Consider the following 18,175-nt stretch of genomic DNA (forward strand, 5'->3'; position numbering starts at 1 on the left):
ATATGCGGCAGAGCCGTGCTATGGTCTCCCTCAAGTGAGTCAGTCGACTAACTAACAACTGGGAGAGATCATGATCGTTGTCACGGGAGCCACGGGGAACGTCGGGCGGACGCTGGTCCGGCTGCTGGCCGAGGCGGGGGAGCAGGTCACCGCCGTGTCCCGCCGCATCACCGACGCCGACGTGCCGCAGGGCGTGCGGGCGGTCGCCGCCGACCTGGCCGATTCCGGCAGCATGAGCGCGGCGCTGGAGGGCGCGGACGCGGTGTTCCTCCTCACGGGCGGCGACCTGTTCGCCGTCGAGCCCAAGGAGATCGTCGCCGCGGTGAGCGGGCCCGGCAGGATCGTCCTGCTCTCCTCGCAGGGCGTGGTGACCCGCCCCGACAGCGCGTCCCACGGCCGCTTCGGGGCGGAGGTGGAACGCGCGGTCGTCGACTCGGGAGCGCGGTGGACGATCCTGCGGCCGGGCGGATTCGCCTCCAACAGGTACGCCTGGGCCGGGTCGATCCGCGCGGACCGCACGGTCGCGGCGCCGTTCGGAGACGTCGGGCTGCCGATCATCGACCCCGACGACATCGCCGCGGTGGCCGCCGCCGTGCTGCGGGAGCCGGGCCACGACGGCCGGACCTACGAGCTCACCGGGCCGGAGGCGGTGACCCCGCGGCAGAACGCCGAGGCCATCGGCCAGGCGATCGGCGAGCCGGTCGCGTTCGTCGAGCAGACCCGCGAGGAGGCCCGCGCGCAGATGCTGGCGTTCATGCCCCCGCCGGTCGCGGACACCACGCTGGACATCCTCGGCGAGCCGACCGAGGCCGAGCGGCGGATCAGCCCGGACGTCGAGCGCGTGCTCGGCCGGGCCCCTCAGCCGTTCGCCGCCTGGGCCCGGCGCAACGCCGCCGCCTTCCGTTGAGCCCCGCCCACGCGGGATCATGCCCTCCATGGACGAGACGGTGCTGACCGACGACGGCGTGCGGCTCTGGGCGGTGCGGAGCGGCGAGGGCCGTCCCGTCGTCTTCTGTCATGGCGGGCCGGGCCTGTGGGACACCTTCGAGGACGTGGCCGGGCTGCTGTCCGGCGTCGCGGCCGTCCACCGGTGGGACCAGCGCGGCTGCGGCCGCTCGCAGCGGGTCGGCCCGTACTCGACGGCCCGGACGGTGGCGGACCTCGACGCCGTCCGCCGCCACTTCGGCCTGGAGTCGATGGTGCTGCTCGGCCACTCGTGGGGCGCCCAGCTGGCCCTGCGGTACGCCCTGGACCACCCCGAGCGCGTACGCGGCCTGGTCTACGTCTCCGGCACGGGCATCGACCCGAGCGACACCTGGCGCGAGGAGTACCGGCTCCGCCTGCGCGGTGCGGTGAGCGGGGACGTGGAGCGCTGGGCGGCGCTGGAGAGCCGCGAACGCACGGCCGCCGAGGACCGTGAGTTCGCGGTGCTGCAGTGGACGGCGGACTTCGCCGACCGCGGCCGGTCCATGGAGCACGCCGAACGCATGGCGACCCCCTGGCTCGGCGTCAACTTCGAGTGCAACGCCGTCCTGAACGCCGAGGGCAGGCGCGACTGGGGCACACCCGCGTTGCGGGACGCCTGCGCGGCGCTGGCGGTGCCGGTGCTGATCGTCGACGGGGCCGAGGACATCCGGCCCCGCCGGGCGGTGGACTCGCTGGAGCGGGCGCTGCCGGACGCCTCACGGGTGACCCTGCGGGGCGCCGGTCACCTGCCCTGGGTCGAGGATCCGGAGGGTTTCCGGGCCGCGGTGGGGGCGTTCGTGGCCGGCACGGATTAGAGGGGGGTTAAGGGAGGGCGAGCATGCGGTCCAGGGCCGCCCGGGCCCAGCGGGCGGTGTCCTCGTCCACCGTGATCTGGTTGACGACCTCCCCGAGCACCAGGGACTCCAGGGCCCACACCAGGTGCGGCAGGTCGATCCGGTTCATGGTCGAGCAGTAGCAGACCGTCTTGTCCAGGAACGAGATGCTCTTGTCGGGGAACATCTGCGCCAGCCGCTTGACCAGGTTCAGCTCGGTGCCGATCGCCCAGCTGGAGCCCGCGGGGGCCGCCTCCAGGGTCTGGATGATGTGCTCGGTCGAGCCCACGTGGTCCGCCTTGAGCACGACCTCGTGCCGGCACTCCGGGTGCACCAGGACGTTCACGCCGGGGATGCGCGCGCGCACGTCGTCGACCGACTCCGCCGTGAAGCGGCCGTGCACCGAGCAGTGGCCGCGCCAGAGGATCATCCTGGCCCGCTCCAGCTGCTCCTGGGTGAGGCCGCCGTTGGGGCGGTGCGGGTTCCAGACGACGCAGTCCTCCAGGGACATGCCCATCTCCAGCACCGCCGTGTTGCGGCCCAGGTGCTGGTCGGGCAGGAACAGGACCTTCTCGCCGCGCGAGAACGCCCAGTCCAGGGCGCGGCGGGCGTTGGAGGAGGTGCAGACCGCGCCGCCGTTCCTGCCGCAGAAGGCCTTGATGTCGGCGCTGGAGTTCATGTACGTGACCGGAATCACCTGATCGGCCAGGCCGGCGTCCTCCAGGGCCTCCCAGCACTCCTCGACCTGGTCGAACGTGGCCATGTCCGCCATCGAGCAGCCGGCCGCCAGGTCCGGCAGCACCACCCTCTGGTGGTCGCCGGTCAGGATGTCGGCCGACTCGGCCATGAAGTGCACGCCGCAGAAGACGATGAACTCCGCCTCCGGCCTGGCCGCCGCGAGCCGGGCGAGCTTGAACGAGTCGCCCGTGACGTCGGCGAACTGGATGACCTCGTCGCGCTGGTAGTGGTGCCCGAGCACGAACAGCCGGTCGCCGAGCGCCTCCTTCGCCTTGCGGGCCCGTTCCACCAGGTCGGGGTCCGAGGCGGGCGGCAGCTCGCCCGGGCACTCGACCCCCTTCTCGCTGTGCGGATCGGCGCCCTGGCCGAGGACGTAGAGCGGCAGCCCAGTCTGGGTGGCCATGGCCAAACCCCCTTATCGTCGAAGTGACGATACTCATCATGACATATGGGGGATACCTACTTATTCCGGGGGGCGGCGACCCTGGGAATGTGTGGCATGGGCCAGGTGTTGGTAGCGTCATTAGTAGGACGTCGGAAAACAGACAGCCGGGTTAGGGAGTCAGCAGATGACGGTTGAGAGCAGCGAGACCACGGCGCAGGGCCTGATCCTGACTGACGCGGCCGCCGCCAAGGTCAAGAGCCTGCTTGAGCAGCAGGGTGAGGAAGGTCTGCAGCTGCGGGTCGCCGTGCAGCCGGGTGGTTGCTCCGGCCTGCGCTACCAGCTCTTCTTCGACGACCGGTCGATGGACGGCGACGTGGTGTCGGACTTCGGGGGCGTCAGCGTGGTCACCGACCGCATGAGCGCTCCTTACCTGATGGGGGCCTCGATCGACTTCGTCGACACGATCGAGAAGTCGGGGTTCACCATCGACAACCCCAACGCCACGGGCTCCTGCGCCTGTGGTGACTCCTTCAACTAGTCGGTGGCCGCCGGGTCCCGCTCGCCTTTGTGCGTGCGGGACCTTCGCGTATTCTCGTGGGGCTCATAGGCCTGCTGACAACGAGGAAGAAGAATCCCGTGCGCATCGCCGTTACCGGCTCAATCGCGACAGACCACCTGATGACCTTCCCAGGAAGCTTCGGCGAACAGCTCATCGCCGAGCAGCTCGATCGGGTGTCACTCTCGTTCCTGGTCGATGACCTTCAGATCCGTCGTGGCGGCTGCGCCGCGAACATCGCGTTCGGCATGGCCTGCCTCGGCCTCAAGCCGGTTCTCGTGGGAGCCGTCGGCAACGACTTCGCCGACTACCGCTCGTGGCTGGAGCGCCACGGCGTCGACTGCGACTCCGTGCACATCTCGGAGACCCAGCACACCGCGCGCTTCCTGTGCACGACCGACGAGCACCACAACCAGATCGCCTCGTTCTACACCGGGGCCATGGCAGAGGCCCGGCTGATCGAGCTGAAGCCCGTCGCCGACCGTCTGGACGGCCTCGACCTGGTGCTGATCAGCCCCAACGACCCCGACGCGATGCTGCGCCACACCGACGAGTGCCGCCAGCGCGGCATCCCGTTCGCCGCCGACATCTCCCAGCAGCTCGCGCGCATGGCCGACGAGCAGATCCGCCAGCTCGTCGACGGCGCCGCCTACCTCTTCTCCAACGACTACGAGAAGGGGCTCATCGAGCAGAAGACCGGCTGGTCCGACGAGGAGATCCTGCACCGGGTCGGCGTCCGGATCACCACGCTCGGCCCCAAGGGCGCCGTCATCGACCGCAGGGGCGAGCCGTCCATCCACGTCGCCCCCGCCCCCGAGCTGGGCAAGGCCGACCCCACCGGCGTCGGCGACGCCTTCCGCGCCGGGTTCCTGTCGGGGCTGGCCTGGGGGCTGCCGCTGGAGCGCTGCGGCCAGGTCGGCAACCTGACCGCCACCCACGTGCTCGAGCGCGTCGGCGGCCAGGAGTACGAGCTCGGGCAGCAGGTCTTCCTCGAGCGGTTCGGCGCCGCGTACGGCAAGGAGGCCACGGCGGACATCGCCGATCACGTGCGCTGCTACCACCCGTAGGCGCCGCTCGGCCGCCCCGGCCCGCTGTGAGCGGCCCCGGGGCGGCCCGCACGGCTCAGCTCCTCGCGTAGACGTGGTGCAGGAACTCGGCGAGCTTGTCGTCCGGCAGGTGCTTGGCCAGGTCCGCCTCGGTGATCATGCCGACGATGCGGTTGTCCGACAGCACGGGGAGCCGCTTGATCTGGTGCTGCTCCATCAGCGTGAGCGTCTCGTCCACGGACGTCTCCGGGGTGACGAAGACCAGGCCCCCGGCCAGCTCGCCCGCCGTCGTCCTCGACGGGTCGTGCCCCGAGGCGATGCACTTGACGACGATGTCGCGGTCGGTGATGATCCCCTTCACCCGCTCGTCGGGGCCGCACACGGGCAGTGCCCCCACGTTCATGTTGCGCATCAGCTGGGCCGCCCGGTCGAGCGTCTCGTGCGCGCCGATGCACTCGGCCCCCGGATGCATCACGTCACGGGCGGTCTCGTGCGGATGTCCTCTGGTCATGGCTTTCCCCCGAAAGTCGGTGACTTCGTACGGGAAGCCTCTACCCCACTTTCGGGGGGAATGTCAGTAGTTGCGCCGGACGTGGATGGCCCAGCCGCCCTCAGGCAGCTCGTACGAGCCGACGTGCCGGTGTGACTTGAGCCTGCACCAGGCCGGCACGTCCGTGTAGGCCGCCGGATCGTCGGCCAGCACGGCCACCACCGCGTTGAGTGGGACGTAGTTGATCTGCTCCGCCAGCATGATGATCGGGATCGGGCACTTCTTCCCGAGCGCGTCGATCGTCAAAGCCGGCTGGGTAACCTCGGTCATGCGACTCCTGCGTCCTGCCGGATGCGGCGCACCAGATCGGGCAGCACGGCGAGGAATCTGTCGACCTCCGCCGCGGAGGCGCCCCTGGGCAGCGACACCCGGACATTGCCATGCGTCAGCACGCCCATCGCTTCAAGAACGTGCGATGGACGAAGCGTACTAGCGGTGCACGAGCTTCCTGACGAAACAGCGAAACCAGCCTTGTCCAGCTCGGTCAGCAAGGCCTCGCCGTCGACGTACAGACACGAAAAGGTCACGATGTGCGGTGCCCGGTCGACCGGGTCGCCGATCACCTCGACGTCCGGGACGATCTTCGGCACCGTCTCCCTGATCCTGGCCACGAGCTCCGACAGCCGCGCCTGCTCCTGCGCCGCGTCCGCGGCCATCGCGCGCAGCGCGGCCGCCGCCGCGACGATGCCGGGCACGTTCTCGAACCCCGGCACCCGCCGCCGTTCCCGCTCGTCCTCGGGCAGGAACGAGCGGAACCGCGTGCCCTTGCGCACCACCAGCACGCCCACGCCCGCGGGCCCGCCCCACTTGTGTGCGCTGGCCGTCAGCACCGACCAGCCGGGCGGGATCGGCATCCTGCCGGCCGTCTGCGCCGCGTCCACCAGCAGCGGAACCCCGTGGGACCGGCACGCCGCGGCCGCCTCCGCCACCGGCTGGACCGTGCCGACCTCGTGGTTGGCCGTCTGCAGGCAGGCCAGCGCGGTGCCGGGCCGGGCGACCGCCTCGGTGAACCGCTCGAGATCCACTCGCCCCGTCAGGTCCACGCCCACCGTCTCGGTCGTGCCGCCGTCGCGTTCGTGCACGCCACCGGCGTGCAGCACGCTGGAGTGCTCGACCGCGCTGGTGATCAGGTGGCGCCCGGCCCTGCGTCTGCCGTGTAGGGTGCCGAGCACGCCGAGATGCACGGCCTGCGTGCCCGACGATGTGAACGACACCTCGTCCGGGCGCGCGCCGAGCGCCTCGGCCACCTCCGTGCGGGCCTGCTCCAGCAGCAGGTGTGCGCGGCGGGCCTGGCCGTACAGTCTCGCGGGGTCGGCCCAGCCGACGTCGATCGCCGCCAGCAGCGCCTCGCGTGCCTGAGGGTGGAGCGGCTCGCTCGAAGCCGCGTCGAAATACGCCACGAGACTCATCGTCCCACTTGCGGCGCCATCGAGGGGTCGCGCGGTAGGGCGAAGCACCTGCACGCTAATGTGTCTGCAATCAGCTGTGCATCTGGAAATAAGAGCGCCCAAGAGAAAGACTCTTGGGCTTCATCTGTGGGGTAGGCGATCCGTGAGTCCGACTCGCCGTACGATGCGGCGTTCGTTGGCCCGGCGCAGGGTGCCGCGTGCCGCCGCTTTGGCGTTGCTGCTGGCCACTGCTACGGCGTGTGCTAATGACGTTCCGAAGGCCGACTGGTCTCGTGGTCTTCTTCCCGACCATGTCACCGAGCAGGCGGGCGTGGTCCAGACTCTGTGGAACGGGGCCTGGATCGCCGCGCTCGCCACGGGTGCGGTCGTCATCTTTCTGATCGTGTGGGCGGCCATCTTCCACCGCAAGCGCAAGTCCTCGGCCGATCTGCCGCCGCAGGTGCGCTACAACCTGCCGATCGAGATGCTCTACACCTTGATCCCGCTCGTCATGGTGTCGGTGTTCTTCTTCTTCACCGCGCGTGACAGCCAGGTGCTGGCCAAGGTGGACGGCGACGCGACCGTGAAGGTCAAGGTCGAGGCCTTCCAGTGGAGCTGGCGCTTCACCACGACGGTCAACGGCAAGACGCTGGCCCCCGTCGCCGGCACGCCGGTGAGCGACTATCACCAGGGGCCCCAGCTGAAGCTGCCGACGAACACGAAGGTCGAGTTCGACCTGTCGACCGACGACGTCATCCACTCGTTCTGGGTGCCGGAGTTCCTGTTCAAGCGGGACGTCATCCCCGGCATCAAGGAAGGCAACCCGGGCCGTAAGTTCGAGATCACCACTCTGGGCCGTACGGGGATCTTCGCGGGCCGGTGCGCCGAGCTCTGCGGTGTCGACCACAGCCGCATGCTGTTCAACGTGAAGCTCGTCGATTCGAACGAGTGGAACCAGTACATCGCTTCGAACCAGGCTGGGAGTGCCCAGTGACCGCCATCCACGAACCCCTTCGCGCGCCGGCCAGGCCCGTCACCAAGGGCCAGGTGATTGCCAAGTGGCTGTCCTCCACTGATCACAAGATCATCGGGCACCTCTATCTGATCACGTCCTTCGCCTTCTTCCTGATCGGCGGCGTCATGGCGCTGATCATGCGGGCCGAGCTGGCGCAGCCGGGCATGCAGTTCACCAGCAACGAGCAGTTCAACCAGCTGTTCACCATGCACGGCACGATCATGCTGCTGATGTTCGCGACGCCGCTGTTCGCCGGCTTCGCCAACGAGCTGATGCCGCTGCAGATCGGCGCCCCCGACGTGGCGTTCCCGCGCCTCAACATGGTCAGCTACTGGCTCTACCTGTTCGGCAGCCTCATCGCCGTGTCCGGCTTCTTCACGCCGGGCGGCGCGGCCTCGTTCGGCTGGTTCGCCTACACGCCGCTGTCCAACGCGATCAACTCGCCCGGCATCGGCAGCGACCTGTGGATCATGGGCCTGGCCCTGTCCGGCCTCGGCACGATCCTCGGCTCGGTGAACTTCATCACCACGATCATCTGCATGCGCGCGCCCGGCATGACCATGTTCCGCATGCCGATCTTCGTCTGGAACGTCCTGCTGACCAGCATGCTCGTGCTGATGGCCTTCCCGGTGCTGGCCGCCGCGCTGCTCGTGCTGGAGTCGGACCGCAAGCTCGGCACGCACGTCTTCGCCCCCGACAACGGAGGCGCGCTGCTCTGGCAGCACCTGTTCTGGTTCTTCGGACACCCTGAGGTGTACATCATCGCGCTGCCGTTCTTCGGCATCGTGAGCGAGATCCTGCCGGTCTTCAGCCGCAAGCCCGTCTTCGGTTACATCAGCCTCGTGGTCGCGACGATCTCGATCGCCGGTCTGTCCATCACGGTCTGGGCGCACCACATGTTCCCGACCGGGCAGGTGTTGCTGCCGTTCTTCTCGTTCATGACGTTCCTCATCGCGGTGCCGACCGGTGTGAAGTTCTTCAACTGGGTCGGAACGATGTGGCGAGGGCATCTGTCCTTCGAGTCGCCGATGCTGTTCTCGGTCGGCTTCCTCGTCACGTTCCTCCTGGGCGGCCTGACGGGCGTCATCCTGGCCTCGCCGCCGCTCGACTTCCACATCAGCGACACCTACTTCGTCGTCGCCCACTTCCACTACGTGGTCTTCGGCACCGTCGTGTTCGCCATGTTCGCGGGCTTCTACTTCTGGTGGCCCAAGTTCACCGGCAAGATGCTCGACGACAAGCTGGGCAAGCTGCACTTCTGGCTGCTGTTCATCGGCTTCCACACGACGTTCCTCATCCAGCACTGGCTGGGCATGCTCGGCTTCCCGCGTCGTTACGCCGACTACAGCCCGGCCGACGGCTTCACCGACCTCAACATGATCTCGTCGGTGGGCGCGTTCGTGCTGGGCGCCTCGACGCTGCCGTTCTTCTACAACGTCTGGAAGACCTGGCGCAGCGCGCCGAAGGTCACCGTCGACGACCCCTGGGGTTACGGCGGCTCGCTCGAATGGGCGACCTCCTGCCCGCCGCCGCGGCACAACTTCACCTCGCTGCCGCGCATCCGGTCCGAGCGTCCCGCGTTCGACCTGCACTACCCGCACGTGTCCGCCAAGCCGACGGCATCGGAGGTCGAGGCCTGATGAAGGTCCAGGGTTGGCTGTTCCTCGCGTGCGGCCTGTTCTTCGCCGGTGTCGACGTCGCCTACTGGTTCTGGACCAAGGCGGCGACGGGCCACGGTGAGCCGGTCGGCACCACGGCCATGGCGATCTCGGTCGGGTTCGCGTTCATGGTCGGCTACTACCTGATGTTCACCGCGCGGCGCATCGGCGCCCAGCCGGAGGACGACAAGCAGGCCGAGATCAGCGACGGCGCGGGCGAGATCGGGTTCTTCAGCCCGAGCAGCTGGTGGCCGCTGTTCCTGTGCCTGGCGGCGGCCTTCGCCTTCGCCGGGTTCGTGATCGGCTTCTGGATGTTCCTGATCGGGATCTTCCTGGTCATCATGGCCATGATCGGCTTCGTCTTCCAGTACTACCGGGGCAACTTCTCGCACTGACCCGGGCTGCCTGAGCGGGCGTCTCCCTTGAGGGGGGACGCCCGTTTTTTTGTGTTCTTTAACGGTGATCCGATGTGGTTATTCGATCACTGAGGGTAGTAATGAGAAGTCTGCTATGCGGACCGCCGCTAAGGGCCTTTTCGGGCACACAGGGTGGTGAGCAGGGCAAGGGGTTCGTTGTCGGACGAGGGAGTCATACGTGGGGCGCGTAGCGAATGGATCGGCCGGCCTGCTGGCGCTGGCGCTGCTGGCGGCGTGCTCGGGGGCCTCGGCCCCGAAGCCTGAGGGGGTCGCCATGGCCGGCGGGGCCCAGGGGCCCGCTGTGACGTTCTCTCCGCAGGACAAGGCCGCGAACGTGGCCACAGACCAGCCCGTGGTCGTCTCGGCCCGTGGAGGCACGCTCAAGAGCGTACGGGTGGACGGCGGCAAGTCCGGGGCGCTCAAGGGCGTCCTGAGCGCCGACGGCACCAACTGGCGCAGCACCGTCACCGCCCGCCCCGGGGCGAACTACACGATCACCGCCGTCTCCGCGGACGCCGCGGGCAAGCAGACCCAGACCACCAGCACGTTCTCCACGATCAAGGGCAACAAGACGTTCGACATCCAGACCATCACCCCGAACAAGGACGACACCGGACTGACGGTCGGCGTCGGCATGCCCATCATGATCGCCTTCGACAAGCCGGTCGCCGACCGGGTGTCCGTCGAGCGCAACCTCACGGTTCGCAGTTCCAGGCCCGTGGAGGGCGCCTGGCACTGGTTCGACGACAGCCACGTGGACTTCCGGCCGCTGGAGTACTGGCCCGCGCACACGAAGGTGCGGCTGGACGCGAAGCTGGCCGGCGTGCGCGGGGGCCCCGGCCTGTACGGCAAGCGCGACGTACGGCTCGACTTCAAGATCGGCCGCTCGCAGATCACCAAGGGCAGCACCGACGAGCACGTCCTGTACGTCCGGCGCGACGGCAAGAAGATCCGGGAGATGCCGATGAGCGCGGGGCAGGGCGGGCAGTGGAAGTACTACACCACCGGCGGCATCCACCTGGCGATGTCGCGCGAGGACTCCACGCTCATGACCTCGCCCGGGATCGGGCCCGGCCAGTCGGGCTACTACTCACTGATGGTCTACCACACCGTCCGCATCTCCAACAGCGGCGAGTACGTGCACAGCGCTCCCTGGTCGGTGGGGTCGCAGGGGAACTCGAACGTCAGCCACGGCTGCGTGAACATCAGCCCGGAGAACGCGATCTGGTTCGTCAAGAACACGCTGATCGGGGATCCGATCATCATCACGGGGTCGCCGCGGAAGCTGGAGCCCACGAACGGGTGGGGGCATTGGCAGGAGAACTGGAAGGAGTGGCTCAAGTGGAGCGTGCTTAAGGACGGGCCGACCATCACGTTCTGATACCGATTCGCGCCGCCGACCACGGCCTAGGCCACCGCCTTCCGACCCGCCGACGCCCGCCCCGACCCGCCACACTCGGGGCCGGCCACGCTCCGGATCGCCACACACGAGGCTGAACGCGCCCCGGGCTCGCCACAGCCCGGGCTCGCCACGCCCTGGGCTCAGCGGCGCTCCGGCTCGGCGCTGCCCCGGATCGGCGATGCCTCGGCGCGCTCGCAAGCACCGGGGTCCGGCGCCCTGCGTGACCTGGGCCGACGCGAGCCGTCGCCGCGCCGGGGAGGTGTGCCCGCCGTTCCGGCCCGCTCTCCGCGCCGCTGTGCGCGCCTCAGCGTCGCGACGTCGTCCAAGTGGTGCATCCCCCGGGGATGGGAGGGGCCAGGCCGTCTGCGTGGCGCTGAGGGACGGGACGGGGGCGGCCGCCCGCGGGGGAGAGCCTGGCGAGGGTGAAGCCACTGGCCGGCCGCTGCTCCGATCCGCTCCCCGCGCCGTCGTACGGACCCCGGCGCTGCGGCGGCGTGCGCGCCTCAGCGGCAGCGGACGGAGGGCGTACTTCCAGAGGGAGGCGCGCCCCTCAGCTGGGGCGCGCCTCGAAATGGGCGGTCAGGCGCCGTTGACGGTGGCGCTGACCTCGATCCAGCGGTCGAGGGTGGCGGCGGCCGCGCCGGAGTCGACGGCCTGGACCGCGCGGGCGTAGCCGTCGGTCATGGCGGCGTCGAGGTCGTCGCCCGGCCCGTTGAGGGCCACCAGGGCCGCGGCCGCGTTGAGCAGGACGGCGTCGCGCACCGGCCCCGTCTTCCCCTGCAGCAGGTCGTGCACGGCCTGGGCGTTGAAGGCCACGTCCCCGCCCCGCAGCGCGCCCACGTCGGCGCGCGGGATACCGAGCACGGACGGGTCGAAGGTCGTCTGCGTGGCCGTGCCCTCCTTGACCACCCAGACGGTCGAGGTGTCCGCGATGGTCAGCTCGTCGAGCCCGTCGTCGCCGCGGAACACCAGCGCGCTGACGCCGCGCTCGGCGAAGACGCCCGCCAGCACGGGCAGCATCTTGGCGTCGAAGACGCCGATGGCCTGGGCGGCCGGGCGGGCCGGGTTGGTGAGCGGGCCGAGGAAGTTGAAGATCGTGGGTACGCCGATCTCCTTGCGCGTCGGCCCGGCGAAGCGCAGCGCGGGGTGGTAGACCGGGGCGAAGCAGAAGGCGATGCCCGCCTGCTCGGCCACCCGCGCCGTCTGCTCCGGCGTGAGGTCGAGCCGGATGCCCAGGTGCTCCAGGACGTCGGCGGCGCCGCACGAGGACGAGGCGGCGCGGTTGCCGTGCTTGACCACCCGGGCGCCCGCGGCGGCGGCCACGATGGCGGCCATCGTCGAGACGTTGACCGTGTGGGCGCGGTCGCCTCCCGTGCCGACCACGTCGACCACGGGCCCCTCCACGCTCAGCGGCGTGGCCAGATCCAGCATGGTGCGGGCCAGGCCCACGACCTCGGCCACCGTCTCGCCCTTGGCGCGCAACGCCACCACGAAGCCGGCGATCTGGGACGGCGTCGCGGCGCCGGACATGATCTCCCGCATCGCCCAGGCCGACTCGTCGGAGGTGAGGTGCTCTCCGGACAGGAGAGCGGACAGCAGGGTGGGCCAGGTCGTCCGGGAGTCCATGGGCACCTACTTAGCGTTGAGTCGGGTCGAGGAGCGGCGGCGCATGAGGTCGGCCACGGTGTCGGCCAGGACCATGGGCTCCAGCGGCTGCGGCACCACGGCGTCGGCCTTGGACCAGTCGGCCAGCCAGCGGTCGTCGCGCCTGGCGATGATCAGGCAGACGGGCGGGCAGTCGTAGACCTCGTCCTTGGCCTGGCGGGAGACGCCCATGCCGCCCGCGGGCTGCGTCTCGCCGTCGAGGACGGCCACGTCGATCTCGCCCGAGCCCAGCCACTGGTGGACCTTGGGCTCGGTGGCGCATTCCACGATCTCCACGAGGGGTACGTCGGCGGCGGGGCGCCTGCCGATGGCCTGGATCACCTCGGCCCTGGTGGCGGCGTCGTCGCTGTAGACGAGGACCCTCATCGTGTCGTCGGTGCTCCCAGTGGAGGTCACTGTCGCGCTCGCTATCCCTTGTAGCAGTATGGTCACCTCGGATCGTACCGGTGCGCCGGTGTGCATTCCCAGGCCACCATGCCTGACAGGGGGTTTTGAGGCGATTCTCCCAGGTTGCCTCCCGGTTTGTACCTGCTAACCGGGGGGTCGTGCGCGGGACCGACCACCGAAGCCGCAATAATGCTGCCCGTGGCGACAGCATCCGCAATAACTTCGACGACGACAGCACAGTCGTACCGCAGACCCAATCTGGTCAGTGTCGGGACGATCGTCTGGCTGTCCTCTGAGCTCATGTTCTTCGCGGCGCTGTTCGCGATGTACTTCACCATCCGGTCGGTGAGCGTGGGCAACGGCTTCGATTGGGGCCCCGCCTTCCACAAGGTCGGCCTGGAGGCCGCCGAGGGCGCTCACCTGAACATCCCGTTCGCGACGGCCAACACGATCATCCTGGTTCTGTCGAGTGTGACGTGCCAGCTGGGCGTGTGGGCCGCGGAGAAGGGGCAGGTCGGCAAGCTCCGCTTCTGGTACATCGTCAGCTTCCTCATGGGCGCGGTCTTCGTGGCCGGGCAGCTGTACGAGTACGGCGAGCTGGCATCAGAGGGCGCGACCTTGTCCGCCAACCCCTACACCTCGGTGTTCTACCTGACGACGGGCTTCCACGGCCTGCACGTGACCGGTGGCCTATTCGCGTTCCTGTTCATGCTGGGACGCACGTACGCCGCGAAGCGCTTCACGCATGAGCAGGCCACCAGCGCGATCGTCGTGTCCTACTACTGGCACTTCGTAGACGTCGTCTGGATTGGTCTTTTCGCGACCATCTACATCATTCGTTAAGGAACGGGATCTCTGTGACTAGGATCACCGCTTGGCGGCGGCATCCCCTCGCGAGATATGCCGTCCTGATTTTGGCGTTGGCGCTGGTCGGGATGGTATACGCCGCCTTTGTCCAGGCGGGTAAGCCTGCCGACGCGGCACTGGCGGCAGGCAAGGTCGATGACGTGGCCGAGGGCAGGAGCTTGTTCGTCAAGCACTGCTCCAGCTGCCACGGCATGAACGCGGAGGGCACCAAGACGGCGCCCACGCTCGTCGGCGTCGGCGCCGCGGCGGTCGACTTCCAGATGGGCACCGGCCGCATGCCCGCCGCCAACCCGGGTCCGCAGGCGCCGCGCAAGCCGATGGCGCCCTGGGTCGACGAGACCAAGATCAGGCAGATCGGCGCCTACGTGCAGTCGCTCGGCGGCGGCCCGCAGGTCCCGGGCCAGGAGCAGGTCGACGCCAAGCTCGGCGACGCCGGTAAGGGCGGCGAGCTGTTCCGCGCCAACTGCATCCAGTGTCACAACTGGGTCGGCGCCGGTGGGGCCCTGACGCAGGGCAAGTACGCGCCCAACCTCAACTCGGCGACCCCCACCCAGATCTACGAGGCGATGGTCACCGGCCCGCAGGCGATGCCGGTCTTCAACGACTCGACCATCACGCCCGAAGAGAAGCGCAGCATGATCGCCTACATCACGCAGGTCCGCGCGCAGAAGGACCCGGGAGGTTTCGGCCTCGGGCGCATTGGCCCGGTGACCGAAGGTCTCGTAGCGTGGATCGCAGGCCTCAGTGTCCTCGCACTCGCCGCCATCTGGATCACCGCGAAGAAGCGACAGAAGTCATGACAGACAACGAGCACGAGATCGAGCAGCCCGATGAGCGCGTACCCAAGCGCGTCATCGGCACCCCCGCGCCGGGCACCTCGATGCTCGGCACCGCGGAGGCCCCGGACGTCGAGAAGGACGTCCCCGGCGTCACGCTGCCGGACGAGAGCAAGGCCCGCAAGGCCGAGAAGATCGTGGCGCTCTGCTTCACGATCACGTTCCTGGCCGCGATCGCGTTCATCATCTCCTACGTGGTCTTCCAGGTCGGCAGCCCCGAGGCGACCGGAGTGTCCAACTTCGCGCTGGGCACCTCGCTGACCGTGGCGATCCTGGGACTGGCGATCGGCATCGTGATCTGGGTACGCATGATCATGCCGAAGTACTCCCTGGTCCAGGAGCGCCACCCGATGGCCTCCGCCGAGGACGACCGCGAGGTGGTCGCCGACACGTTCGTCCAGGGCGCCAACGAGAGCGGCTTCGTCAAGCGCAAGCTGATGCGCCGCACGCTGCTGCTGGCCGCCGCGCCCCTCGGCCTCGTGCCGGTGGTGCTGCTGCGCGACCTCGACAACAGCAAGATGCCGGGCGCGAAGTTCAACAAGCTGCTGCGCCACACGGTCTGGGGCGAGAAGACCAAGGAGGGCAAGCCGCTCAGGCTCGTCGTCGAGGGCACCGGCCAGCCCATCCGGGCCGCCGACTTCAACTCGCCCGGCGGCATCCTGTCGGTGGTCCCCGAGGGCTACCAGCACGACCTCAACGCCCTCGCCAAGGCCACGCTGATCCTGATCAAGTTCCGCCCGGAGGAGCTCAAGAGCGGCGTCCGGCAGAACTGGACGCACGACGGGATCGTGGCGTACTCCAAGATCTGCACGCACGTGGGCTGCCCCGCGGCCCTGTACGAGCAGAACACCCACCACATCCTCTGCCCCTGCCACCAGTCGACGTTCGACGCGGCCGACGGCGCGAAGGTCATCTTCGGTCCGGCCGCCAGGCCGCTGCCGCAGCTGCCGATCACGGTCGACGCCGAGGGCTACCTGATCGCCCAGGGCGACTTCCAGGTGCCGGTCGGCCCGAGCTACTGGGAACGCGGTGACGCCGAGCGCGCGGCCAGGGAGAAGGGAGGCCAGGCATGAGCGATCTGACCGCCGTGCCCAAGGCCATCGCCGGGCCGTCGACATTCCTCGACGACCGCCTGGGCGGGGCCAATTTCCTCAAGCGCAACCTGCGCAAGATCTTCCCGGACCACTGGTCGTTCCTGCTGGGTGAGATCGCGCTCTACTCCTTCGTCATCCTGCTGCTGACCGGTACGTTCCTGACGTTCTGGTTCAAGCCCAGCATGATGGAGGTCGCCTACGACGGCTCGTACGCGCCGCTCAAGGGCGTCATGATGTCGGAGGCCTACGCGTCGTCGCTGGAGATCAGCTTCGACGTCCGGGGTGGTCTGCTCATCCGGCAGATGCACCACTGGGCGGCCCTGATGTTCGTGGCCGGCATGATGGTCCACATGCTGCGGGTGTTCTTCACGGGCGCCTACCGCAAGCCGCGCGAGCTCAACTGGATCATCGGCGTGCTGCTGCTGACGCTGGCGCTCGCCGAGGGTCTGACCGGCTACTCGCTCCCCGACGACCTGCTCTCCGGCGCCGGTCTGCGGATCACCGAGGGTGTGGCGATCTCGCTGCCGCTGGTCGGCACGTACATCACGTTCTTCCTGTTCGGCGGGGAATATCCGGGTGGGGATGTCGTCGCCCGGTTCTACTCGCTGCACATCCTGCTCATCCCGGGCATCCTGCTGGCGCTCATCTCGGCTCACATGGTGCTCATGTGGGTGCAGAAGCACACGCAGATGCCGGGCAAGGGGCGCAACAACCACAACGTGGTCGGCGCGCCGTTCTACCCGGCCTTCATGGCGAAGGCGGGGGCGTACTTCCTGTTCACGCTGGCCACGGTGGCGGGTCTGGCGACGTTCACCCAGATCAACCCGATCTGGCTGTTCGGCCCCTACACGCCCGCCGACGTGTCAGCGGGTTCGCAGCCCGACTTCTACATGGGCTTCCTCGAAGGCGCGCTGCGCATCATGGTGCCGTGGGAGATCAACCTCTTCGGCACCTCCCATGCCGGCACCCTGCCGCTGAGCGTGATCATCCCGGCGCTGGTGCCGATGGGCATCGTCATGACGGGCCTGGCGCTCTACCCGTTCCTCGAACGCTGGGTGACGGGCGACCACCGCGAGCACCACATCGCGGACCGGCCGCGCAACAACCCGCACCGCACCTCGATCGGCATGTCGGCCATCACGTTCTACGGCGTGCTGTGGCTGCTGGGCGCCAACGACGAGATCTCGGCGAACTTCCACATCAGCCTCAACGTGACGACGTACGCCGGCCGGGTGCTGGTCTTCGTCGCGCCGGCGCTGGCGTACCTCATCACCTACCGCATCTGCCTCGGCCTGCAGCGTTCCGACGCCGCGGTCGTCTCGCACGGCGTGGAGTCGGGCGTCATCAAGCGGCTGCCGCATGGTGAGTTCATCGAGGTCCACACGCCGCCGGCGGACGACATCGAGGCCCACATGCGGGGCAAGGAGCCGGTGGCGATGCTGCCGGTGGCCGAGGACACCGCGGGCATCCCGCCGAAGGGCATGCGCGGTCCGCTCGGCAAGCTGCGCGCTCGCATGTCGAAGGCGTACGGCGGGGAGAAGATCCCGCTGGACGAGGGACACGGGCACGGGCACGAGGAAGAGCACGCCGCCATCGGCTCCGGTGGCGAGGAAGACCGCAGCCTCACGCACTGACATCACCTCTCGCCACATACGGCCCGGGCCCGGACGACACGTTCGTCCGGGCCCGTCGCCGTCTCATCCCGTTCTCGTTGCCGGGGAAGAGGGCGTTGCCGGGCGCCCGGCGAGGTCTCGTGCCTGGGGAGCGCGCCGCGGGATCACGGTGTCCGGCGAGCGGGCCGTGCCTGGGATGCGCGGGCGTGCCCGGTGGAGGGCTGGGAGTGTCGTCACAGGCGCTCGCACGCGGTGGGGGACCCCGGCCGAAGGCACGGCCGAGGGGCGGGCTCGCCGGAAGACGGCGCGGTCGGGCGCCGGAAGTCGCGCCGGTCGCGGGCCCTCGGCCCGAGAGGTCCCGAGCGGCGCATCGACAGTCAGGCCGCCGCAGCCGATGAGGTCAGCCCGCGTGGGGCAGCCGGTGGGGGGCAGCCGGTGGGGGTCGGCCCGTGTGGGGGTCGGCCCGTGTGGGTCAGTCGGCCTCGGGGAAGCCGATGGAGAAGGCAGCGTCCAGGTCGTGCTTGGAGTAGGCCCGGAAGGCGATGTGCGTCTCCGTGTGCAGCACCCCGGCCACCTTGTTGATCCGCCCGGGGACCACCTCGGCGATCTCCTCGTACGCCGCCACCCGCACCATCGCCAGCAGGTCGTATTCGCCGGTGATGGAGTAGACCTCGCTGACCCCCTGGATCTCGGCGATCGTCTGGGCGACCTCCGGGATCCGGTCTACCTCTGCATTGATGTGGACGATAGCCGTGACCAT

19 protein-coding genes are annotated in these 18,175 nt (G+C 69.0%); 12 read left to right on the forward strand and 7 right to left on the reverse strand.

What is annotated here, in order from left to right:
• The first annotated feature begins 70 nt into the window (after positions 1–70).
• Positions 71–907, forward strand: coding sequence for an NAD(P)H-binding protein (locus ABZX61_RS04605; protein WP_355191523.1), 837 nt, complete (start codon positions 71–73; stop codon positions 905–907).
• 28 nt (positions 908–935) lie between these two features.
• Positions 936–1,781, forward strand: coding sequence for an alpha/beta hydrolase (locus tag ABZX61_RS04610; protein ID WP_355191525.1), 846 nt, complete (start codon positions 936–938; stop codon positions 1,779–1,781).
• Positions 1,782–1,788: 7 nt separating this feature from the next.
• On the opposite strand, the gene nadA is transcribed toward ABZX61_RS04610, so the two are convergent.
• Positions 1,789–2,940, reverse strand: a complete 1,152-nt coding sequence (nadA, locus tag ABZX61_RS04615; protein ID WP_355191527.1) for a quinolinate synthase NadA — start codon at positions 2,938–2,940, stop codon at positions 1,789–1,791.
• A 166-nt stretch (positions 2,941–3,106) separates the two neighbouring features.
• Here nadA and erpA point away from each other — a divergent pair, with 166 nt between their 5' ends.
• Complete coding sequence (gene erpA, locus ABZX61_RS04620; protein ID WP_192792115.1) at positions 3,107–3,460, forward strand: iron-sulfur cluster insertion protein ErpA; 354 nt, start codon at positions 3,107–3,109, stop codon at positions 3,458–3,460.
• Positions 3,461–3,558: 98 nt separating this feature from the next.
• Positions 3,559–4,545, forward strand: coding sequence for a carbohydrate kinase family protein (locus ABZX61_RS04625; RefSeq protein WP_355191529.1), 987 nt, complete (start codon positions 3,559–3,561; stop codon positions 4,543–4,545).
• Between the two features lie 55 nt (positions 4,546–4,600).
• Here the strand turns inward: ABZX61_RS04625 and ABZX61_RS04630 are convergent, their stop codons facing one another.
• From ABZX61_RS04630 to ABZX61_RS04640, 3 genes are all read right to left on the reverse strand, one after another.
• Positions 4,601–5,035, reverse strand: a complete 435-nt coding sequence (locus tag ABZX61_RS04630; protein ID WP_350728925.1) for a CBS domain-containing protein — start codon at positions 5,033–5,035, stop codon at positions 4,601–4,603.
• Between the two features lie 63 nt (positions 5,036–5,098).
• The gene (locus ABZX61_RS04635; protein ID WP_043638353.1) at positions 5,099–5,344 is read right to left on the reverse strand and encodes a sulfurtransferase TusA family protein; all 246 of its coding nucleotides are present in this window, start codon (positions 5,342–5,344) and stop codon (positions 5,099–5,101) included.
• Positions 5,341–6,483: a cysteine desulfurase family protein gene (locus tag ABZX61_RS04640; RefSeq protein WP_355191532.1), complete on the reverse strand. Its 1,143-nt coding sequence runs from the start codon at positions 6,481–6,483 to the stop codon at positions 5,341–5,343. The genes ABZX61_RS04635 and ABZX61_RS04640 overlap by 4 nt, the downstream gene beginning before the upstream one ends.
• A 310-nt stretch (positions 6,484–6,793) precedes the next feature.
• Between ABZX61_RS04640 and ABZX61_RS04645 the strand changes: the two genes are divergently transcribed.
• From ABZX61_RS04645 to ABZX61_RS04660, 4 genes are all read left to right on the forward strand, one after another.
• A complete protein-coding gene (locus ABZX61_RS04645) occupies positions 6,794–7,456 on the forward strand; it encodes a cytochrome c oxidase subunit II (protein ID WP_355191534.1) in 663 nt (220 codons plus the stop codon).
• On the forward strand, positions 7,453–9,117 hold the full coding sequence (gene ctaD, locus ABZX61_RS04650) for a cytochrome c oxidase subunit I (RefSeq protein WP_350728929.1): 1,665 nt from the start codon (positions 7,453–7,455) through the stop codon (positions 9,115–9,117). The genes ABZX61_RS04645 and ctaD overlap by 4 nt, the downstream gene beginning before the upstream one ends.
• On the forward strand, positions 9,117–9,530 hold the full coding sequence (locus ABZX61_RS04655; protein WP_350728931.1) for a cytochrome c oxidase subunit 4: 414 nt from the start codon (positions 9,117–9,119) through the stop codon (positions 9,528–9,530). The genes ctaD and ABZX61_RS04655 overlap by 1 nt, the downstream gene beginning before the upstream one ends.
• Positions 9,531–9,729: 199 nt before the next feature.
• Positions 9,730–10,932, forward strand: coding sequence for an Ig-like domain-containing protein (locus ABZX61_RS04660; protein ID WP_355191537.1), 1,203 nt, complete (start codon positions 9,730–9,732; stop codon positions 10,930–10,932).
• A 600-nt stretch (positions 10,933–11,532) separates the two neighbouring features.
• Here ABZX61_RS04660 and trpD read toward each other — a convergent pair.
• Together trpD and ABZX61_RS04670 are read right to left on the reverse strand one after the other, a co-directional pair.
• Positions 11,533–12,579 (reverse strand): anthranilate phosphoribosyltransferase, encoded by a 1,047-nt coding sequence (gene trpD, locus ABZX61_RS04665; protein ID WP_355191538.1) that lies wholly within the window; start codon positions 12,577–12,579, stop codon positions 11,533–11,535.
• Between the two features lie 6 nt (positions 12,580–12,585).
• Positions 12,586–12,984, reverse strand: a complete 399-nt coding sequence (locus ABZX61_RS04670; protein ID WP_355192687.1) for a hypothetical protein — start codon at positions 12,982–12,984, stop codon at positions 12,586–12,588.
• Between the two features lie 210 nt (positions 12,985–13,194).
• Here ABZX61_RS04670 and ABZX61_RS04675 point away from each other — a divergent pair, with 210 nt between their 5' ends.
• Genes ABZX61_RS04675 through ABZX61_RS04690 form a run of 4 tightly spaced genes read left to right on the forward strand, consistent with a single transcriptional unit; the run spans position 13,195 to position 17,436 of the window.
• Positions 13,195–13,848, forward strand: coding sequence for a heme-copper oxidase subunit III (locus tag ABZX61_RS04675; protein ID WP_350728934.1), 654 nt, complete (start codon positions 13,195–13,197; stop codon positions 13,846–13,848).
• A gap of 14 nt (positions 13,849–13,862) precedes the next feature.
• Positions 13,863–14,672: a c-type cytochrome gene (locus ABZX61_RS04680; RefSeq protein WP_350728936.1), complete on the forward strand. Its 810-nt coding sequence runs from the start codon at positions 13,863–13,865 to the stop codon at positions 14,670–14,672.
• Complete coding sequence (locus ABZX61_RS04685; protein WP_350728937.1) at positions 14,669–15,781, forward strand: Rieske 2Fe-2S domain-containing protein; 1,113 nt, start codon at positions 14,669–14,671, stop codon at positions 15,779–15,781. The genes ABZX61_RS04680 and ABZX61_RS04685 overlap by 4 nt, the downstream gene beginning before the upstream one ends.
• Positions 15,778–17,436, forward strand: coding sequence for a ubiquinol-cytochrome c reductase cytochrome b subunit (locus ABZX61_RS04690; protein ID WP_355191541.1), 1,659 nt, complete (start codon positions 15,778–15,780; stop codon positions 17,434–17,436). Before ABZX61_RS04685 ends, ABZX61_RS04690 begins: the two co-directional genes overlap by 4 nt.
• A gap of 451 nt (positions 17,437–17,887) precedes the next feature.
• Here ABZX61_RS04690 and ABZX61_RS04695 read toward each other — a convergent pair whose 3' ends face one another.
• Positions 17,888–18,175 (reverse strand): Lrp/AsnC ligand binding domain-containing protein, encoded by a 288-nt coding sequence (locus tag ABZX61_RS04695; protein ID WP_080041188.1) that lies wholly within the window; start codon positions 18,173–18,175, stop codon positions 17,888–17,890.

The organism is Nonomuraea sp. NPDC003709, assembly GCF_040610775.1.
In the GTDB taxonomy this organism is placed as follows: domain Bacteria; phylum Actinomycetota; class Actinomycetes; order Streptosporangiales; family Streptosporangiaceae; genus Nonomuraea; species Nonomuraea angiospora_A.